A 16,097-nucleotide genomic window follows, 5' to 3' on the forward strand; every position below is an offset into this window, starting at 1 on the left:
TACCATCAGCACTGTGACGCGACGCAAGAAAAAATTAACCCCGCTAAGTAAATTAATATTGCGTCGTGGGTCATAACCAAAAACGATGATCGAAGAGGCTAAAGTTTCTGCCGATTTATACCGTTATACTGAGCATAATTGTCAGTTAAAAAGGAAAGAATATGCGCCGTTTAATCGTGGCAGGCGTGTTGGCCCTGGTGTCCAGCGCGACGCTGGCAAATCAGCCTTATCGCCCGGATGTGCAGGTTAACGTACCGCCGGAAGTATTCAGTTCCAGCGGTCAGCGGGCGCAGCCCTGTAGCCAGTGCTGTATTTATCAGGATCAAAACTATTCAGAAGGGGCGGTGATTAAAGCTGACGGCGTCTTGCTTCAGTGCCAACGCGATGAGAAAACGATCAGCACAAATCCGCTTGTCTGGCGTCGCGTAAAAGAATAAACGCTTCCAGTAGTGGGATATCGGCAGGCGCCAGCGGATAACGCAGCGCCTCTTCGGGTGAACACCAGACGATATCCTGATGTTCATACGCCTTCAGTTCCCCCTGATATGACGGTACATGCCAGGCATGTAAGTGAATCAGTCGGCCCGAAACCTCGCGTTGATGGCTGGCAATGTAGCGCCCCACGACTGCCTCAATGCCCAACTCTTCACGCAGTTCACGGAACAGCGCCTCGGGCTGACTTTCGCCCGATTCAACCTTACCGCCGGCAAACTCCCACATGCCTGACTGATCCGCATGTAGCGGACGCTGAGCCAGTAAAATTTTGCCATCACGTTCAATGATAGCGGCGACCACATCAAGGGTTTTCATTATATTCATCAAGATCTAACAGCAGAAAATGACATACTATCGTTATCTTTGTTTTATCTAAAGTATTCAGGAGCCACCGTTGAACGAACCTCAGTCGTGGGTAAAGCCGTTAACGCGTATCCCTTCCAGTCTAAAACCGCTCGTTGCTACGCAGAAAAAACATTATGGCGATGTGCTGCATCCCACGCGCTGGTGGGGGCGGATGCCGTTTCTGTTCTGGCTGGTGGCGCTGTTTGTCGGGTTTCTGGAGCGTAAAAAGGCGCGTTTAACGCCGGTGATGCGCGCGCTGTTGATGACCCGCGTTTCTCAGGTGTGCCACTGCGCTTTCTGCGTTGATGCCAACAGTCTACGGCTGGCTGAACGCTGTGGCGCGCTGGATAAAGTCTTACAGGTTGCCAACTGGCAAGAATCGGCGCTATTTAGCGCAGAAGAGCGAGTAGCTCTGGCCTATGCCGATGCGGTGACCGCAACGCCCCCACAGGTTGACGATGCGCTGAAAGCGCAGATGAAGCAGCATTTTAGCGATGATGCCATTACGGAAATGACCGCGCTGATTGCGTTTCAAAATCTCTCGGCGCGTTTTAATGCTGCTCTCGATATTCCTTCCCAGGGGCTGTGCGACAGCTTTAAAGGACGCCCGCATGCTTGATCGTCATATTCATCCGCGATTAAAACCGCTTTTGCATCGCTGCGTAAGCATTATTGATAAACCGGCGATTACCCCGGACGGGCTTACGCTGGTCGGTTTTGCCATTGGCGTGTTGGCCTTGCCATTTCTGGCGTTAGGCTGGTATCCGGCAGCGCTGGCGGCCATTGTGCTCAATCGGCTTTTTGATGGGCTGGATGGGGCTCTGGCGCGGCGCAGAGGACTAACCGACGCAGGCGGATTTCTTGATATCTCGCTCGATTTTCTGTTTTACGCCTTAGTGCCATTCGGTTTTATGCTCGCCGATCCGGCGGCTAACTCGCTGGCTGGCGGCTGGCTGCTGTTCGCCTTTATGGGAACCGGCAGCAGCTTTCTGGCCTTTGCTGCGCTGGCGGCGAAACATCAAATTGATAACCCGGGCTACGCGCATAAATCGTTTTATTATCTGGGGGGACTGACCGAAGGTACTGAGACGATTTTGCTATTTGTGTTGGGGTGTCTGTTCCCGGAATATTTTGCCGTGATGGCGTGGGTCTTTGGCGCGCTGTGCTGGATGACGACGTTTACCCGGATCTGGAGCGGATACCTGACACTGAAAGCGGTCCAGCGTCAGGAGTAAGATATTGCGTTGCCGGATGCGCTTCGCTTATCCGGCCTACAACGATGGTATATCCAGGCAGAGTAAAGTGTTCTTGCCGCATCCGGCAATAATGACAATCTTACTTACTGGCGTCCGGGCCCCGTTCACCGCTGGCAACCGGATTTTTTGGATTGCTGCTCCACTCATACCAGCCGCCGTCGTAGACGGAGACGTTTTTCCAGCCCATCGCGCGGGCATACATAAACGTTTCTGAAGCGCGCCAGCCGGTACCGCAATAGAAAGAGACCTGTTGATTCGGCAGGATATTCCATTGCTGCCACATGGCGGCGATGTCATCCGCGCTGCGCATGGTGCCATCCGGGTTATGAAAATCTTCCATATGCGTGGAGTCGCTGCCTGCGTGGCCCCAACGTGCACCTGCAATCTCACCTTTTGGCTTAATGTAGCTATAGCCGCTGGTGGTACCGACAAATTCTGGCCATGAACGAATGCTCACCAAAGACGCATCCTGGCGATGCAGCAGACCGCGAGCCTGTTCCATATCGAGCATCAGTTGCGGCTGGGCAGGGATTTTCACGCCGAAATCAGGTTCTGGTTTCACCGTTGGCGGAGTTCCGCGTTCGACCGGTAAACCTGAGTCGGACCAGGTTTGCCAACCGCCGTCGAGCAGACGAACATCTTTCACGCCTGCGTACAGCATAATTTGCGCCACGCGAGCAGCGGCATAGACATCGCGACCGTATAAAATCACCGTGGTGTCGTGGCGGATACCGTGTTTCGCCAGCATCGCTTTGAGCTGCGCGTCGGAAACTTTATTCCACAGCGGTTCGCTTTCAACTTCGTTGGTATCAATGTAGCCCGCACCAGGGATGTGGCTGAGCAGATACAACTTCGGCGCGCCCCAGGCGGCCTCAATCACTTTCCAGTCACCCGCCGGTTTAGCGGTTACGTTTTTACCCTGCTGCAGGTCGTGCAGCCACTGCGGGTACACCAGCTGTTCGAAGTGCGGCAGACGTTGCAGGCGGGCTGGGTCCGTAAGCGCATCGCTGAGGGTGGAGATATGGTTAAAGCCAACTTTTTGCAGGCGGGCTTTGACAGCCTGTATGTCGTTATCGCTACCATACAGCGCTACTGGCACATCAGTTTTCAACTGATGTGACTGAACCCAGGCGCTGAGTTGTTCATCATTCATCTTGTCGAGCCAGGCGGCAGACAGGTTCAGTGCGGAAGGTTCGTGTCCTGAAGGACCATTAAGCGACTGCGGCCAGCCGTTGTAAAAAGCGCTCTGACGGGTATCGATCGCCGCGCCTTGCTTTTGCTGTAACTGGTCGAGGGTGAGCGTCTGTGCTGTTTCAGCTGCCCAGGAAGAAGCGCAAGCGAGCCCTAAAGCCAGTGCCAGCGCGGTCATTTGAGAAACACGTTTCATCGAATAGCCCGACGTTGAAAAAAAGAGGACGACATTCTGTGCCGCCGGTTAAGTAAAAACCTTGCGTTAACGCAGCATATCGCCACATTCACGCCCAGTTTTCCATCTGAAGTACGCGGCCTGCTGGCGGAACGTCCTGCGCGTCATGGGTCACCTGTACCACCGGGATCCCCAACTTACGCACCTCGGTGAAGACCCATTGGCGAAAGGTGTCGCGTAGCGACGCATCCAGCCGACTAAAGGGTTCATCAAGTAACAGTGCCTGGGGCTGAGCCAGTAGTGCGCGGAGCAGGGCGACACGCGAGCGTTGTCCGCCGGAGAGCGACGCCGGATCGCGCGAATAAAAATCGGTCAGGTCAGCGCGCGCGAGAGCACTTTCCACCGCATGTCGTCTGGCGGAACCCTGCAGGCTGGCAGGTAGGGCCAGCAGTAAATTCTGCCCAACGCTGAAATGGTCAAACAACAACGCATCCTGGAACAGAATGCCAATCTGGCGCTGCGCCGTAGGCAGCGCGTCAACGCGTCGTTCGTTGAGCCACAGCTCGCCTGATGCCTGAAACTGAGGCGACAACGCCCCGACCATCCACGAAAACAACGAGGACTTTCCGCTGCCGGAAGAACCCATAATCGTGACAATGTCACTTTTATCAACCTGAAAGGTAACGTTCTTCAGCAGCGCAGTCGCACCCTGGTACAACGAAACGTTTTGCACAATGAGCATTAGCGGAGTCCTTGTCGAAAGCGGCCAATCCACGCGGCGAGAAAGGCTGCGAGCGCGAAAACGAGCAGTGGTAGAAGAAGCTGCCACAACGCTTGTGTTGCCAGAATCTCGCTGCTACCGCCGCTGCTTAATGCCACCGCTTCGGTGGTCAGCGTGGAATAGCGTCCGGCACCTAGCCACAGCGTCGGCATATACTGGGCGATACTGACCGAGAAGCCAACCGCGAAGGCAATCAATGCCGGACGCACCAGCTGCGGGCATTTCACCAGCCAGAATATCCGCCCCTGCGACCAGCCCAGCGTTTGTGCAATCAAAATTAATCGCGGGTCAATGCGCTGCCAGGCCGGTTTAAGCACAAATAGCATCCAGGGCATCACCCACAGCAGGTGGCCCCAGATAATGGTCGTCATCAGTCCATCCTGTCCGGCATATAACGCCAGCAGATATTGTCCGGTTACCAGTGGTAGCGCAGGCAAAATGAGCGGTAGCCAGACCCAGCGGTGCCCGGTTTGTGGACCCCATTCCAGCCAGACAAAAAGTATCAGTAGCGCTAACACGCTGGAAAGGAGCCCTAGCTGCAGGCTATTGCTGAGCGCCTCGTGGTTTAGTGAGGAATAGCTGGCGATAAGCGCCAGTACAAGCGCGCATACCACACCGCTGACGGGCAAGATCTGTACCAGCGGGCGTGCGATTGTTATAGGTGAAAAATGCGGGCGTTCACCATTTACTGCCGGGATAGTACGTCGCCAGGCGCGCCACAACAGATAACTCACCAGCGCGATAATGAGGAGTAACAGCACCAGCAACAGGCTGGCGAGTGCGCCTTTCGCCTGCTGTTCGACATCGCCCTGACTGAGCCATTGCCAGCTCAATACGGCCAGTGTTGGCGGATTTCCGGGGCCGAGGACGATTGCCACATCCACAACGGAGAGTGACCAGGCAACAATCGCCAGCATAGCTTTGCCTAATGCCGGGCCGATAGCGGGCAGTACCAGCCAGTTCAGGCATTGCAGTCGGCTGTAACCCAGCGAATCCAGCACGATAACCTGCTGCGAAAGTTGTTTTTCACTCAGTAGAGCCGAGAGGATCCATAACAAAAAAGCGCTCTCTTTCACCGCCAGCGTCACGCCAAGCCCAATGCCGAAACGGTCTGGCTGTGGGCTGAGGAACGGAAGCCATTGCCAGATTTTACCGCCTTCGGCAAAAACCAACAGCACGCTGGTGGCGAAGGCAACATGCGGGATCGCCAGCAGCCACGGAAGACGGGTGCTTAGTCGCGCCCAGCCTGCACCGGGCCATAAAGCGAGGATCGCCAGCAGCGCGATGATTAGTGCGCCGCCGGCAGCCAGTCCTGTGGAAACAAGCGTCGCCAGTAACGCCTGTGGAAGTTGAGGGTCGGCAAAGAGAGCCAGCCAATGGGTTAAGCTAAGGGCTGGCGCTATCAGAGAAAAAGCCGCTGGCACCAACGGCAGATAAACTGTCGCCATGATGGCCCAGAGTAGCAAAATTAATGCGTACCGTAGCGGCGTAGCCATTCTTGTTCCAGAGCGTTTACCCAGGCAGCATGCGGTTCCGGCAGAACGGCAGGGAGTCCTTGTGGGATCCGTGCCAGCAGCGCATCACGCTGTTCGACAGGTAATTTTTGTGGATCAAGCACCGAAGGATCTCCCCAGACAGTTGAGTCGGCTTTACGCAGTTGTGCTTCGGGCGAAAGCAGGAAGTTTGCCACGACTTTTGCTGCGGCACTGGCGCGGGCATTCGCCGGAATGGCAACAAAGTGCACGTTGCCGAGCATGCCCTGTGAGAAACCAAAACTGTAGCTGCTTTTAGGCAATTCGCCGCTGGCTACTTTTTGCTGCGCGTGGGCTGGGTTAAAGGTCAATGACAAACGCAGGGTGCCGCTATTGAGCAGTACATCCATTCGTGCTGGCGTGGGCGGAAAATCTTTGCCTTCACGCCAAAGTACAGGGTGCAAGGTATCAAGATAATGCCACAATGGCGCGGTAACGTCGGCGAATGTCGCTGCATCTGGCGCAACTTTCAATGCTTGTGGTTTGGTGGTGAGCGAAATTAACAACTGCTCCAGAAACGCCGTGCCGGTAAAGTCTGGCGGGCGCGGATAGGTCACCGTGCCAGGGTGCGCCTGCGCAAATTCAAGCAGTGCTTGCGGAGATTGCGGCGGCTGCGCGGTGAGATCGCGCCGGGCAATAAAGGTGAGTTGGGCACCGCCCCACGGTGATTCAGCTCCCTCCGTTGGAACGGAAAAATCTTCGGTCACCGGTTTCTGGGTATCAACATAGCGCCAGTTAGGTTGCGTTTGCGCCCACTGAGTTTGCAGAAGCCCGGCTTCTTTCAGGGTGCGGAAGTTTTCGCCGTTAACCCACAATAAATCGACAGAACCCCCGGTTTTTCGCCCGGATGCTGCTTCTGTCTGGATACGTTTTACCGCGTCGGCGGCATCTGCGAGACGTACGATTTTCAGGTTAATGGCATAGTGCGTTTTCATCTCGCCGCTAACCCAATCGAGATACTGGTTAACTGCATTGTCGCCACCCCAGGCGTTGAACCACACCGTCTGACCGCGGGCATCATTTTTGATTTGTTGCCAGCCGTCGTCCTGGGCAAACGTCGCCAGCGGACAGAGCATTAAACTCAGGCACAATAAGCAGTAACGCATAGTATCTCCATGGCTAAAAATGGGGGAAGTCTCAGGTTTTTTTTCGCTGATGTTCAAGATAAAGGCTTCTCGCCACTGAAATTATTACGCTCAGAGCGAACAGGATGAACAGGCCGGTTACAAACCAAAATGTACCGCCGGTTAACAGGCTACCCGCCCATGAATAGACGATAGTGGCGGGTAACTGACCGATGCCGGTGGCGATGAAAAAATGGCGAAACCGAATCGAGGTCAGGCCTGCTGCGTAGCTTACCGGATCGAACGGTACAAAAGGTAACAGGCGACAGACCAGAATGGTGTGCTTGCCATAGCGCTCGAAAAAAGCGTCCATGTTGTTCAACACCGTTTTTCCGGTCAGTTTCTCCACCGCGCCACGGCCTAAAACGCGGGCAATAAAAAAGCACAGCGCCGCGCCTGCCATTGCGCTGCACCAGGACAATATGCCGCCCCAAAATGCACCAAACAGCGAGGCGTTGGCAAAGGTGATCACAAAAGCGGGAAGCGGGGCGACGATGGCCTGCAAGATCATCAGGAAGAATGAAACGACCGCCGCCTGAGTTCCGTAAGAACGAATAAAATTCTCAATTGCATGCTGATCGAGCGTGGCAAATGCCGCCAGGCTGGCGTGGAGAAAATCGCTCACGCCAGGTATCCACGCCCACGCTATCAGCGCGAGCAGCAGCAGGATTATCACTCCTGCGCGGTAGTAATGGATGCGTCGTTTTATCATTTATCTGCGCACTCGTGAGGAGCTGATGGATCGATACGCTTATACCGGGCCCAGGCTTTGGTTGCCTGTACGAGGGCGAATAACGCCAGCCCCGCCACGCTGAGCTTACCGATAAATGCCCAACTAATTCCTTCGCTGGCCAGTTCGTGCGACATCAGCGTATAAATAAAAATGCCTGGTAAAGTGGTTGCCGCAGATATCACGGTAAATGACCAGAACGGAATAGCCGTCAGCCCATAGGCGTAATTTTGAATGTTATAAGGGAACAGCGGCACGAGCCGGGTGAGGATCAGAAAGTCAACTCCGCTATGGGCAATACCTTTTTCGATAGCCTGAAACATTGTCGTATGCCCAACGTATTTCAGGAGCAGATCCCGTCCAAGCCAGCGAGCCAGCAAAAACGACAGCGCCGAGGCCAAGGTTGCTGCCACTAAGGAGATAAGCGTCCCTGCCACGGGGCCAAACAGCACACCGCCGACGATCACCAGGATGCTGCCGGGGATCAGACACAGCGCAGCAACAATAAACAGCAGGATATAAAGCGTATAGCCGAACATACCGCTTTGGCGGATGACGTCTTGTAAATGATGGAAATTGGTTATCAGGTCGGTCAGACCATAATGATGGAAAACTCCCGCCAGAACGCAGAACAGGACCGCGACAATCAGCAGCCGGTATTCTGCTTTATGCGAACTTCTTTTTCATGGGGGTTCTCCTGTAAAACCGAGTGCAATGGAGCATTTTCGTCAGCGAAAAGTGCGCGCGAAGATATAATAAATTCCCGGTCGCAACAATGTATTACCGTCGCTTTATTGATTTTGCACAGAATAAACAGACTCTCCAGGCCGGGCCCGGAGAGTAAAAAAACATAGAAGATCAGACGCGGAATTTAGCCCATACCGGCGCATGGTCGGACGGTTTTTCCATACTGCGAATTTCATAGTCGATGCCGGTTTCTTCGCAGCGTTCCGCCAATGGGTTGCTCGCCAGCAACAGATCGATACGCAGGCCACGGTTATCGTCAAAGCCTTTTGAGCGGTAATCAAACCACGAGAACTGGTCATTCTTTTCAGGATTTGCGTGACGGTAGGTATCCACCAGACCCCAGCCCAGCAGGCGTTCCATCCACTCACGCTCCTCCGGCAGGAAGGAGCATTTTCCGGTACGCAGCCAGCGTTTACGGTTCTCTTCGCCAATGCCGATATCGAGATCGGTTGGGCTAATATTCATATCGCCCATGATCAATACCGGATTGTCGCGCTTCAACTCTGTCTCAAGATAGTTTTGCAGGTTCTGGTAAAACGCGGCTTTGGCCGGGAATTTAGTTTCATGGTCGCGGCTTTCGCCCTGCGGGAAATAGCCGTTGATCACAGTGATGCTGCCCAGAGGGGACGGAATTTCTGCCATGATAATACGACGCTGCGCTTCTTCGTCCTCGCCCGGGAAGCCACGACGTACCGCAATTGGCGTTTCTTTCGTTAACAACGCGACGCCGTAATGGCCTTTCTGACCGTGATAAAAGACGTTGTAACCGAGCTTTGCTACCTCTTCGAGAGGGAACATATCGTCGTGGACTTTTGTCTCCTGTAAGCCAATAACATCCGGTTGGTGTTTTTCGACAATGGCTGCCAGTTGATGGGGACGGGCACGCAGGCCGTTGATATTAAAAGAGACAAATTTCATAGTCACTGCCACTTTGCAAGATGAATAGTGCAAGGATGGTAGCAGAATTTCTGCAGACTGACTGCTTCTTGTCACCTGATTCCAACAATGTTTGCTAATGGTGTTAACGATGGAGCAAAAACTGCACCGTTTTGGCGCGAAGCGCGCCGGAATAGAGCAATAATTTCCGAAAAATTTCGTATACGATCACAATTCCAGAATTATATTTGGCGACTGAATAAAACTGCGTTTTTTCCTCTGTTTAGTCGCCTGATGCGCAAACATATTCACTTTATATGCACGTATAGTGAATATCGTCACGTTGTAACCTGTTGATATTTCGTCCTCGACCTCCGTTTATGCACTTTTTTCGCTGGCTGGCACGAACCCTGCAATCTACATTTACACCGCAAACACTATATTTATTAACATATAAATAACCTTTTATTTACCGTTGAGGTCGCTATGTCTCTGTCAATTACACGTGAAAATTTTGATGAATGGATGATGCCTGTATACGCTCCGGCCCCTTTTATTCCGGTGCGGGGTGAAGGTTCACGTCTGTGGGATCAGCAGGGTAAAGAGTATATCGATTTCGCGGGAGGCATTGCGGTTAACGCGCTGGGTCACGCCCATCCGGCATTGCGCGAGGCATTAAACGACCAGGCGAGCAAATTCTGGCATACCGGAAATGGCTACACCAACGAGCCGGTATTGCGTCTGGCGAAAAAGCTGATTGACGCCACCTTCGCCGAGCGCATTTTCTTCTGTAACTCCGGCGCAGAAGCCAACGAAGCGGCACTAAAACTGGCGCGTAAATATGCCCACGATCGTTTTGGTAGCCAGAAGAGCGGGATTGTGGCGTTTAAAAATGCCTTCCATGGCCGCACGCTGTTTACCGTCAGCGCCGGTGGTCAGCCCGCCTATTCACAGGATTTCGCGCCGCTGCCGCCGGATATCCGCCATGCCGTGTATAACGATCTCGATTCTGCCAGCCAACTGATTGATGACACGACCTGTGCGGTCATCGTCGAGCCTGTCCAGGGCGAAGGCGGCGTGGTGCCGGCAACAAACGCGTTTTTGCAGGGGTTGCGTGAATTATGCGATCGCCATAATGCGCTGCTGATTTTTGATGAGGTTCAGACCGGGGTTGGCCGTACTGGCGAGCTGTATGCCTATATGCATTACGGCGTTACGCCGGACCTGCTGACGACAGCTAAAGCGCTGGGCGGTGGTTTCCCCATCGGCGCACTGCTGGCGACAGAGCATTGCGCCAGTGTGATGACGGTGGGTACGCACGGTACAACGTACGGCGGCAACCCGCTGGCGACGGCGGTGGCGGGTAAACTGCTGGAAATTGTTAACACGCCGGAAGTGCTCAACGGAGTAAAACAGCGCCACGACTGGTTTGTGGAGCGTATTAACGCCATTAACGAACGTTTTGGATTGTTTAGTGAAATTCGTGGACTCGGGCTGCTGATCGGCTGCGTGCTGAACGCGGAATTTGCCGGGAAAGCGAAACTCATCTCGCAAGAAGCGGCTGTTGCCGGGGTGATGGTACTGATTGCTGGCGCTAACGTGGTGCGTTTTGCGCCAGCGCTCAATGTCAGCGAAGAAGAAGTCGCCACCGGACTGGATCGCTTTGCGCTGGCCTGCGAACGCATTAAAGCAGGAGGTTCATCATGATGGTGATTCGTCCCATTGAACGTGCTGATATCACCGCGTTGATGCAGCTTGCCGGTAAGACCGGCGGCGGATTGACCTCGCTACCGGCGAATGAAGCGACGCTGATGGCGCGTATCGAACGTTCGCTACAAACCTGGCGCGGTGAGTTGCCCAAAAGTGAGCAGGGATATGTATTTGTGCTGGAAGACAGCGCCAGCGGAACCGTGGCCGGGATTTGCGCCATTGAGGTGGCGGTAGGACTTAACGATCCCTGGTACAACTATCGGGTCGGCACACTGGTCCACGCCTCGAAAGAGCTGAACGTGTATAACGCGCTGCCGACGCTGTTTCTGAGTAACGATCACACGGGTAGCAGCGAGCTTTGTACGCTGTTTCTCGATCCGGACTGGCGAAAAGAAGGCAACGGCTATTTGTTGTCAAAATCGCGCTTTATGTTTATGGCCGCGTTTCGTGACAAGTTTAATGAGAAGGTCGTGGCTGAGATGCGCGGCGTGATCGATGAACACGGTTACTCGCCGTTTTGGCAAAGCCTCGGCAAACGCTTTTTTTCAATGGAGTTCAGCCGGGCGGATTTTCTCTGCGGAACAGGGCAAAAAGCGTTTATTGCTGAATTAATGCCCAAGCATCCTATTTACACCGATTTCCTGTCTGATGAAGCACAAAGCGTGATTGGTCAGGTACATCCGCAAACGGCGCCCGCGCGGGCGGTGCTGGAGAAAGAGGGCTTTCGCTATCGCAACTATGTCGATATTTTCGACGGCGGGCCGACGCTGGAATGCGATATTGACCGGGTGCGGGCGATTCGTAAAAGCAGGCTGGTGGAAGTGGCGGAAGGTCAGCCAGCAATCGGCGATTATCCGGCCTGTCTGGTTGCCAATGAAAACTATCAAAACTTCCGTGTCATGCTGGTTCGCGCAGACCCGGATACCCAACGTCTGGTACTGACGGCGGCACAACTGGATGCCCTGAAATGCCACGCGGGCGACCATGTACGTTTTGTGCGTCTTTGTGCAGAGGAGAAAACAGCATGACACTATGGATAAACGGTGACTGGGTGACGGGACTGGGCGAGCGCCGGGTGAAAACCAACCCAGTAGGTGGTGATGTGCTGTGGCACGGCAATGATGCCGATGCCACGCAGGTGACGCAAGCGTGCCAGGCTGCGCGTGCAGCTTTTGCCGGTTGGGCTAAACAGCCCTTCAGTGAACGCCAGGCGATTGTTGAAAAGTTTGCTTCATTGCTGGAAAGCAATAAGTCCGAGCTAACCCAGATTATCGCCAGGGAAACCGGCAAACCACGCTGGGAAGCCGCGACTGAACTGACGGCGATGATCAATAAAATCGCCATCTCCGTCAAATCTTACCATGCCCGTACCGGAGAGCAGCACAGCGAACTACCGGATGGCGCGGCAACGTTGCGCCACCGCCCACACGGCGTGCTGGCGGTTTTTGGTCCGTATAACTTCCCTGGTCATTTACCCAATGGCCATATTGTTCCGGCATTACTGGCAGGCAATACGTTGATTTTCAAACCCAGCGAGTTGACGCCGTGGACCGGTGAAGCAGTAACAAAGCTGTGGGAACAGGCGGGATTGCCGCCGGGCGTGCTGAACCTGGTGCAGGGCGGACGTGAAACAGGGCAGGCTCTGAGTGCGCTGGAAGACCTCGATGGTCTGCTGTTTACCGGCAGTGCTAGTACCGGTTATCAGTTGCATCGGCAGTTATCCGGTCAACCGGAAAAAATCCTCGCCCTCGAGATGGGGGGTAATAACCCGCTGATTATTGAGAATCCGGAGGATATTGATGCCGCGGTACATCTGACCATTCAGTCCGCATTTGTCACCGCCGGACAACGCTGTACCTGTGCCCGCCGCCTGCTGGTAAAAAAAGGCGTGCAGGGTGATGCGTTCCTGACGCGTCTGGTGGAGATTAGTCAGCGTTTAATGCCCGGCAACTGGGATGCGGAACCGCAGCCGTTTATGGGCGGACTGATTTCCGAACAGGCCGCGCAGCATGTCTATGATGCCTGGCAGCGTCTGGCGTCGTTGGGGGGACGTACGCTGTTGGCGCCACGTCTGGTGAAAGCGGGAACGTCACTGCTGACCCCTGGAATCATTGAACTGACCGGGGCGGCGAACGTACCTGATGAAGAGGTTTTTGGGCCGCTGCTTGGCGTATGGCGTTATGACAGTTTTGATGAGGCGATTCGTGTGGCGAATAACACCCGCTTTGGACTGTCGTGTGGGTTAGTTTCGCCCGATCGCGGCCAGTTTGAACAGCTACTGCTGGAGGCACGAGCAGGGATCGTCAACTGGAATAAGCCGTTAACCGGCGCTGCGAGTACCGCACCGTTTGGCGGCGTTGGCGCTTCCGGGAACCATCGCGCCAGCGCGTGGTATGCCGCAGATTATTGCGCCTGGCCGATGGCCAGTCTGGAATCACCGGTCTTAACGCTGCCAACGGCGCTTAGCCCCGGGCTGGATTTTTCTCGCGAGGATAATCTATGAAAGCCCGTGAGGTAAATTTTGATGGCCTTGTGGGATTGACTCACCACTATGCAGGATTGTCATTTGGTAATGAGGCCTCAACCAAACATCGATTTCAGGTGTCGAACCCGCGTCTGGCGGCGAAGCAAGGTCTGCTAAAGATGAAAGCGTTGGCGGATGCGGGTTTTCCTCAGGCGGTGATCCCCCCCCACGAGCGGCCTTTTATTCCGGTTCTGCGTCAGTTGGGTTTTAGCGGCAGTGACGAACAGGTGCTGGAGAAAGTGGCGCGTCAGGCACCTCACTGGCTCTCCAGTGCCAGCTCCGCATCGCCTATGTGGGTAGCGAATGCGGCAACGGTTTGCCCTTCAGCAGATTCGCTGGACGGGAAAGTGCATCTGACGGTGGCGAATCTGAATAATAAGTTCCACCGTTCGCTGGAAGCGCCTACTACCGAAGCGTTGCTACGGGCGATTTTCCGTGATGAGAATAGTTTTGCTGTCCACGGTGCGTTACCCCAGGTTGCGCTTTTCGGTGATGAAGGGGCGGCAAACCATAACCGCCTCGGTGGAGATTACGGCGATCCCGGTGTACAGCTATTTGTTTACGGTCGTGAAGAAGGCAATGCATCCCAGCCGAAGCGCTATCCGGCAAGGCAATCCCGTGAGGCCAGTGAGGCGGTCGCACGACTGAATCAGGTTAACCCGCATCAGTGTATTTTTGCTCAGCAAAATCCGGATGTCATCGATCTTGGTGTGTTTCATAACGATGTGATTGCGGTGTCGAATCGCCAGGTGTTGTTTTGTCATCAGCAGGCGTTTGTCAGACAGCAGGCGTTATTAGAGCAGTTGCGTAGTCAGGTGGCAGGTTTTACCCCGCTGGAAGTCCCGACTGCGGAGGTTTCGGTGCAGGATGCGGTGACTACCTATCTGTTTAACAGTCAGTTGCTGAGTCGTGACGACGGTTCGATGATGCTGGTCCTGCCGCAGGAGTGCCGGGAGCATACTGGCGTGTGGCGGTATCTGAACCGTCTTCTCGAGGAAGACAATCCGATCGATGACCTGCGGGTATTCGATCTGCGTGAAAGTATGTCCAACGGCGGCGGTCCGGCATGCTTGCGCCTGAGAGTGGTGCTCACCTTGCAGGAACAGCAGGCGGTGAATCCGGCGGTTATCATGAACGATATGCTGTTTAACACGTTGAATAACTGGGTTGACCGTTACTATCGCGATCGTCTTACCGCTGCCGACCTTGCCGACCCACAGCTGTTGCGCGAGGGGCGTGAAGCGCTGGATACGCTGACGCAATTGCTTAACCTCGGCTCTGTGTATCCTTTCCAGTTGGAGGGGATGCGCCATGGATAACTTTCTGGCTATCACGCTCGCAGGTGCCACTCCGGAGGAAACGCAAGGAACCATTCATGGTTTTGACTGGCAGTGGATCGGTCACGGAATTCTGGAACTGAAGCCGCTTGCACCCGTTGAACATTCTCTGGTGCTGTCTGCGGGGATCCATGGCAATGAAACCGCGCCGGTAGAGATACTCGACTCATTGTTGTCCCGGTTATTTAGCGGCGAGCTGGCACTAACATGGCGGCTACTGGTGATTCTGGGAAACCCGCAGGCGCTTGCTGCGGGAAAACGGTATTGTCATAGCGACCTGAATCGTATGTTTGGCGGCCGGTGGCAGATTTTTACCGCGAGTGAAGAAACGCGCCGAGCCCATGAGCTTGAGCTGTGTCTGGAAGATTTTTATTCGCGGGCGAAAGAGCCAGCACGCTGGCATCTGGATCTGCACACCGCGATTCGCGGTTCACTGCATCTGCGCTTTGGCGTGTTGCCACAACGCAACGTTGCCTGGGATGAGGGTTTTCTTGAATGGCTGGGAGATGCGGGACTGGAGGCGCTGGTTTTTCATCAGACGCCTGGCGGCACGTTCACCCATTTTAGCGGGGAACATTTTGGCGCACTGGCCTGTACGCTGGAACTCGGCAAAGCGCTGCCGTTTGGACAAAACGATCTGTCCCAGTTTGCGCAAACGGCAGACGCACTGGCGCAGTTGCTGCGAGGCGAGCGAGTATCGACGGGAGAAACATCTCCGCTGCGCTACCGCGTAGTGTCGCAAATCACGCGACGTAGCGACGATTTCATTCTTCATATGGATAACCAGACGCTCAACTTTACCCCTTTTAAAGAGGGAACCTTGCTGGCGCAGGACGGTGATGAACGTTTTATTGTCACCCATGATGTTGAATACGTTCTCTTTCCGAATCCCAACGTGGCCTGTGGTTTACGTGCCGGGCTGATGCTCCAAAAAATGTGATAAATAATATATGCCTTGCAGGTTTATCCTTCAGGGCTTATTTTTGCGTGCTGTTTTTATTTATTACGGATTATTCCTGGTGAATTGCTTTCTTAATAATCAGGTTTCAGGTATAGTTCTTCATAATCCTTTCAAAATCATCCTGTTGTAATTTTTTATTGCAACTCTGCGCAATTTATTCTTTTTTTCTTCATAATTGATGAAAATTTGTTTTTTATACTTTCATTGTTTTACCGTTGCTCTGATTAATTGACGCTTAAGCCGGTAAAGTTAATCTCGTCAACACGACATCACATTGCATAAGAGTCGCATGAGTGTCGTAAAAATAACTGAA

At 54.0% G+C, this 16,097-nt stretch carries 16 protein-coding genes; 8 read left to right on the plus strand and 8 right to left on the minus strand.

The features are described 5' to 3' along the window. Positions 1 to 161: 161 nt before the first annotated feature. Positions 162 to 437: a YnjH family protein gene (locus OGV89_RS21775; RefSeq protein ID WP_003840883.1), complete on the plus strand. Its 276-nt coding sequence runs from the start codon at positions 162 to 164 to the stop codon at positions 435 to 437. Here the strand turns inward: OGV89_RS21775 and OGV89_RS21780 are convergent. After that, the gene (locus OGV89_RS21780; RefSeq protein ID WP_003840884.1) at positions 397 to 810 is read right to left on the minus strand and encodes a pyrimidine (deoxy)nucleoside triphosphate diphosphatase; all 414 of its coding nucleotides are present in this window, start codon (positions 808 to 810) and stop codon (positions 397 to 399) included. The genes OGV89_RS21775 and OGV89_RS21780 overlap by 41 nt on opposite strands. A gap of 79 nt (positions 811 to 889) precedes the next feature. Between OGV89_RS21780 and OGV89_RS21785 the strand changes: the two genes are divergently transcribed. Together OGV89_RS21785 and OGV89_RS21790 are read left to right on the plus strand one after the other, a co-directional pair. After that, positions 890 to 1,459, plus strand: coding sequence for a carboxymuconolactone decarboxylase family protein (locus OGV89_RS21785; protein ID WP_060855276.1), 570 nt, complete (start codon positions 890 to 892; stop codon positions 1,457 to 1,459). Further along, entirely contained in the window at positions 1,452 to 2,075 is a 624-nt protein-coding gene (locus tag OGV89_RS21790; protein ID WP_049003648.1) for a CDP-alcohol phosphatidyltransferase family protein, read from the plus strand. The genes OGV89_RS21785 and OGV89_RS21790 overlap by 8 nt, the downstream gene beginning before the upstream one ends. Positions 2,076 to 2,175: 100 nt before the next feature. On the opposite strand, the gene OGV89_RS21795 is transcribed toward OGV89_RS21790, so the two are convergent. The 7 genes from OGV89_RS21795 to xthA form a co-directional block, all read right to left on the minus strand. Next, on the minus strand, positions 2,176 to 3,483 hold the full coding sequence (locus OGV89_RS21795; RefSeq protein ID WP_200003047.1) for a sulfurtransferase: 1,308 nt from the start codon (positions 3,481 to 3,483) through the stop codon (positions 2,176 to 2,178). An 88-nt stretch (positions 3,484 to 3,571) separates the two neighbouring features. Next, a complete protein-coding gene (locus tag OGV89_RS21800) occupies positions 3,572 to 4,204 on the minus strand; it encodes an ATP-binding cassette domain-containing protein (protein ID WP_003846631.1) in 633 nt (210 codons plus the stop codon). Continuing rightward, complete coding sequence (locus OGV89_RS21805; protein WP_003846630.1) at positions 4,204 to 5,739, minus strand: ABC transporter permease family protein; 1,536 nt, start codon at positions 5,737 to 5,739, stop codon at positions 4,204 to 4,206. Before OGV89_RS21805 ends, OGV89_RS21800 begins: the two co-directional genes overlap by 1 nt. Further along, positions 5,712 to 6,881, minus strand: coding sequence for an ABC transporter substrate-binding protein (locus OGV89_RS21810; RefSeq protein WP_048997937.1), 1,170 nt, complete (start codon positions 6,879 to 6,881; stop codon positions 5,712 to 5,714). Before OGV89_RS21810 ends, OGV89_RS21805 begins: the two co-directional genes overlap by 28 nt. Before the next feature lie 31 nt (positions 6,882 to 6,912). Continuing rightward, positions 6,913 to 7,611 (minus strand): TVP38/TMEM64 family protein, encoded by a 699-nt coding sequence (locus OGV89_RS21815; RefSeq protein WP_003843444.1) that lies wholly within the window; start codon positions 7,609 to 7,611, stop codon positions 6,913 to 6,915. Then, complete coding sequence (locus tag OGV89_RS21820) at positions 7,608 to 8,264, minus strand: TVP38/TMEM64 family protein (RefSeq protein ID WP_168199060.1); 657 nt, start codon at positions 8,262 to 8,264, stop codon at positions 7,608 to 7,610. The genes OGV89_RS21815 and OGV89_RS21820 overlap by 4 nt, the downstream gene beginning before the upstream one ends. A gap of 223 nt (positions 8,265 to 8,487) precedes the next feature. Then, on the minus strand, positions 8,488 to 9,294 hold the full coding sequence (gene xthA, locus OGV89_RS21825) for an exodeoxyribonuclease III (protein ID WP_032949115.1): 807 nt from the start codon (positions 9,292 to 9,294) through the stop codon (positions 8,488 to 8,490). 444 nt (positions 9,295 to 9,738) lie between these two features. On the opposite strand from xthA, the gene astC reads away from it, so the two are divergent. The 5 genes from astC to astE are packed head-to-tail and all read left to right on the plus strand — an operon-like array spanning position 9,739 to position 15,763. After that, positions 9,739 to 10,959, plus strand: a complete 1,221-nt coding sequence (gene astC, locus OGV89_RS21830; protein ID WP_003840894.1) for a succinylornithine/acetylornithine transaminase — start codon at positions 9,739 to 9,741, stop codon at positions 10,957 to 10,959. Then, positions 10,956 to 11,990 (plus strand): arginine N-succinyltransferase, encoded by a 1,035-nt coding sequence (gene astA, locus OGV89_RS21835; protein WP_032936105.1) that lies wholly within the window; start codon positions 10,956 to 10,958, stop codon positions 11,988 to 11,990. The genes astC and astA overlap by 4 nt, the downstream gene beginning before the upstream one ends. Next, positions 11,987 to 13,465, plus strand: a complete 1,479-nt coding sequence (gene astD, locus OGV89_RS21840; protein ID WP_286559303.1) for a succinylglutamate-semialdehyde dehydrogenase — start codon at positions 11,987 to 11,989, stop codon at positions 13,463 to 13,465. The genes astA and astD overlap by 4 nt, the downstream gene beginning before the upstream one ends. Beyond that, on the plus strand, positions 13,462 to 14,805 hold the full coding sequence (gene astB / locus OGV89_RS21845) for an N-succinylarginine dihydrolase (RefSeq protein ID WP_003843447.1): 1,344 nt from the start codon (positions 13,462 to 13,464) through the stop codon (positions 14,803 to 14,805). Before astD ends, astB begins: the two co-directional genes overlap by 4 nt. Continuing rightward, positions 14,798 to 15,763 carry a succinylglutamate desuccinylase gene (gene astE / locus OGV89_RS21850; RefSeq protein WP_286559305.1) on the plus strand — a complete coding sequence of 322 codons (966 nt, stop codon included), beginning with the start codon at positions 14,798 to 14,800 and terminating at the stop codon, positions 15,761 to 15,763. The genes astB and astE overlap by 8 nt, the downstream gene beginning before the upstream one ends. Positions 15,764 to 16,097 lie beyond the last annotated feature (334 nt).

The organism is Citrobacter sp. Cf125 (assembly GCF_030333935.1).
GTDB classification, from domain to species: domain Bacteria; phylum Pseudomonadota; class Gammaproteobacteria; order Enterobacterales; family Enterobacteriaceae; genus Citrobacter; species Citrobacter freundii.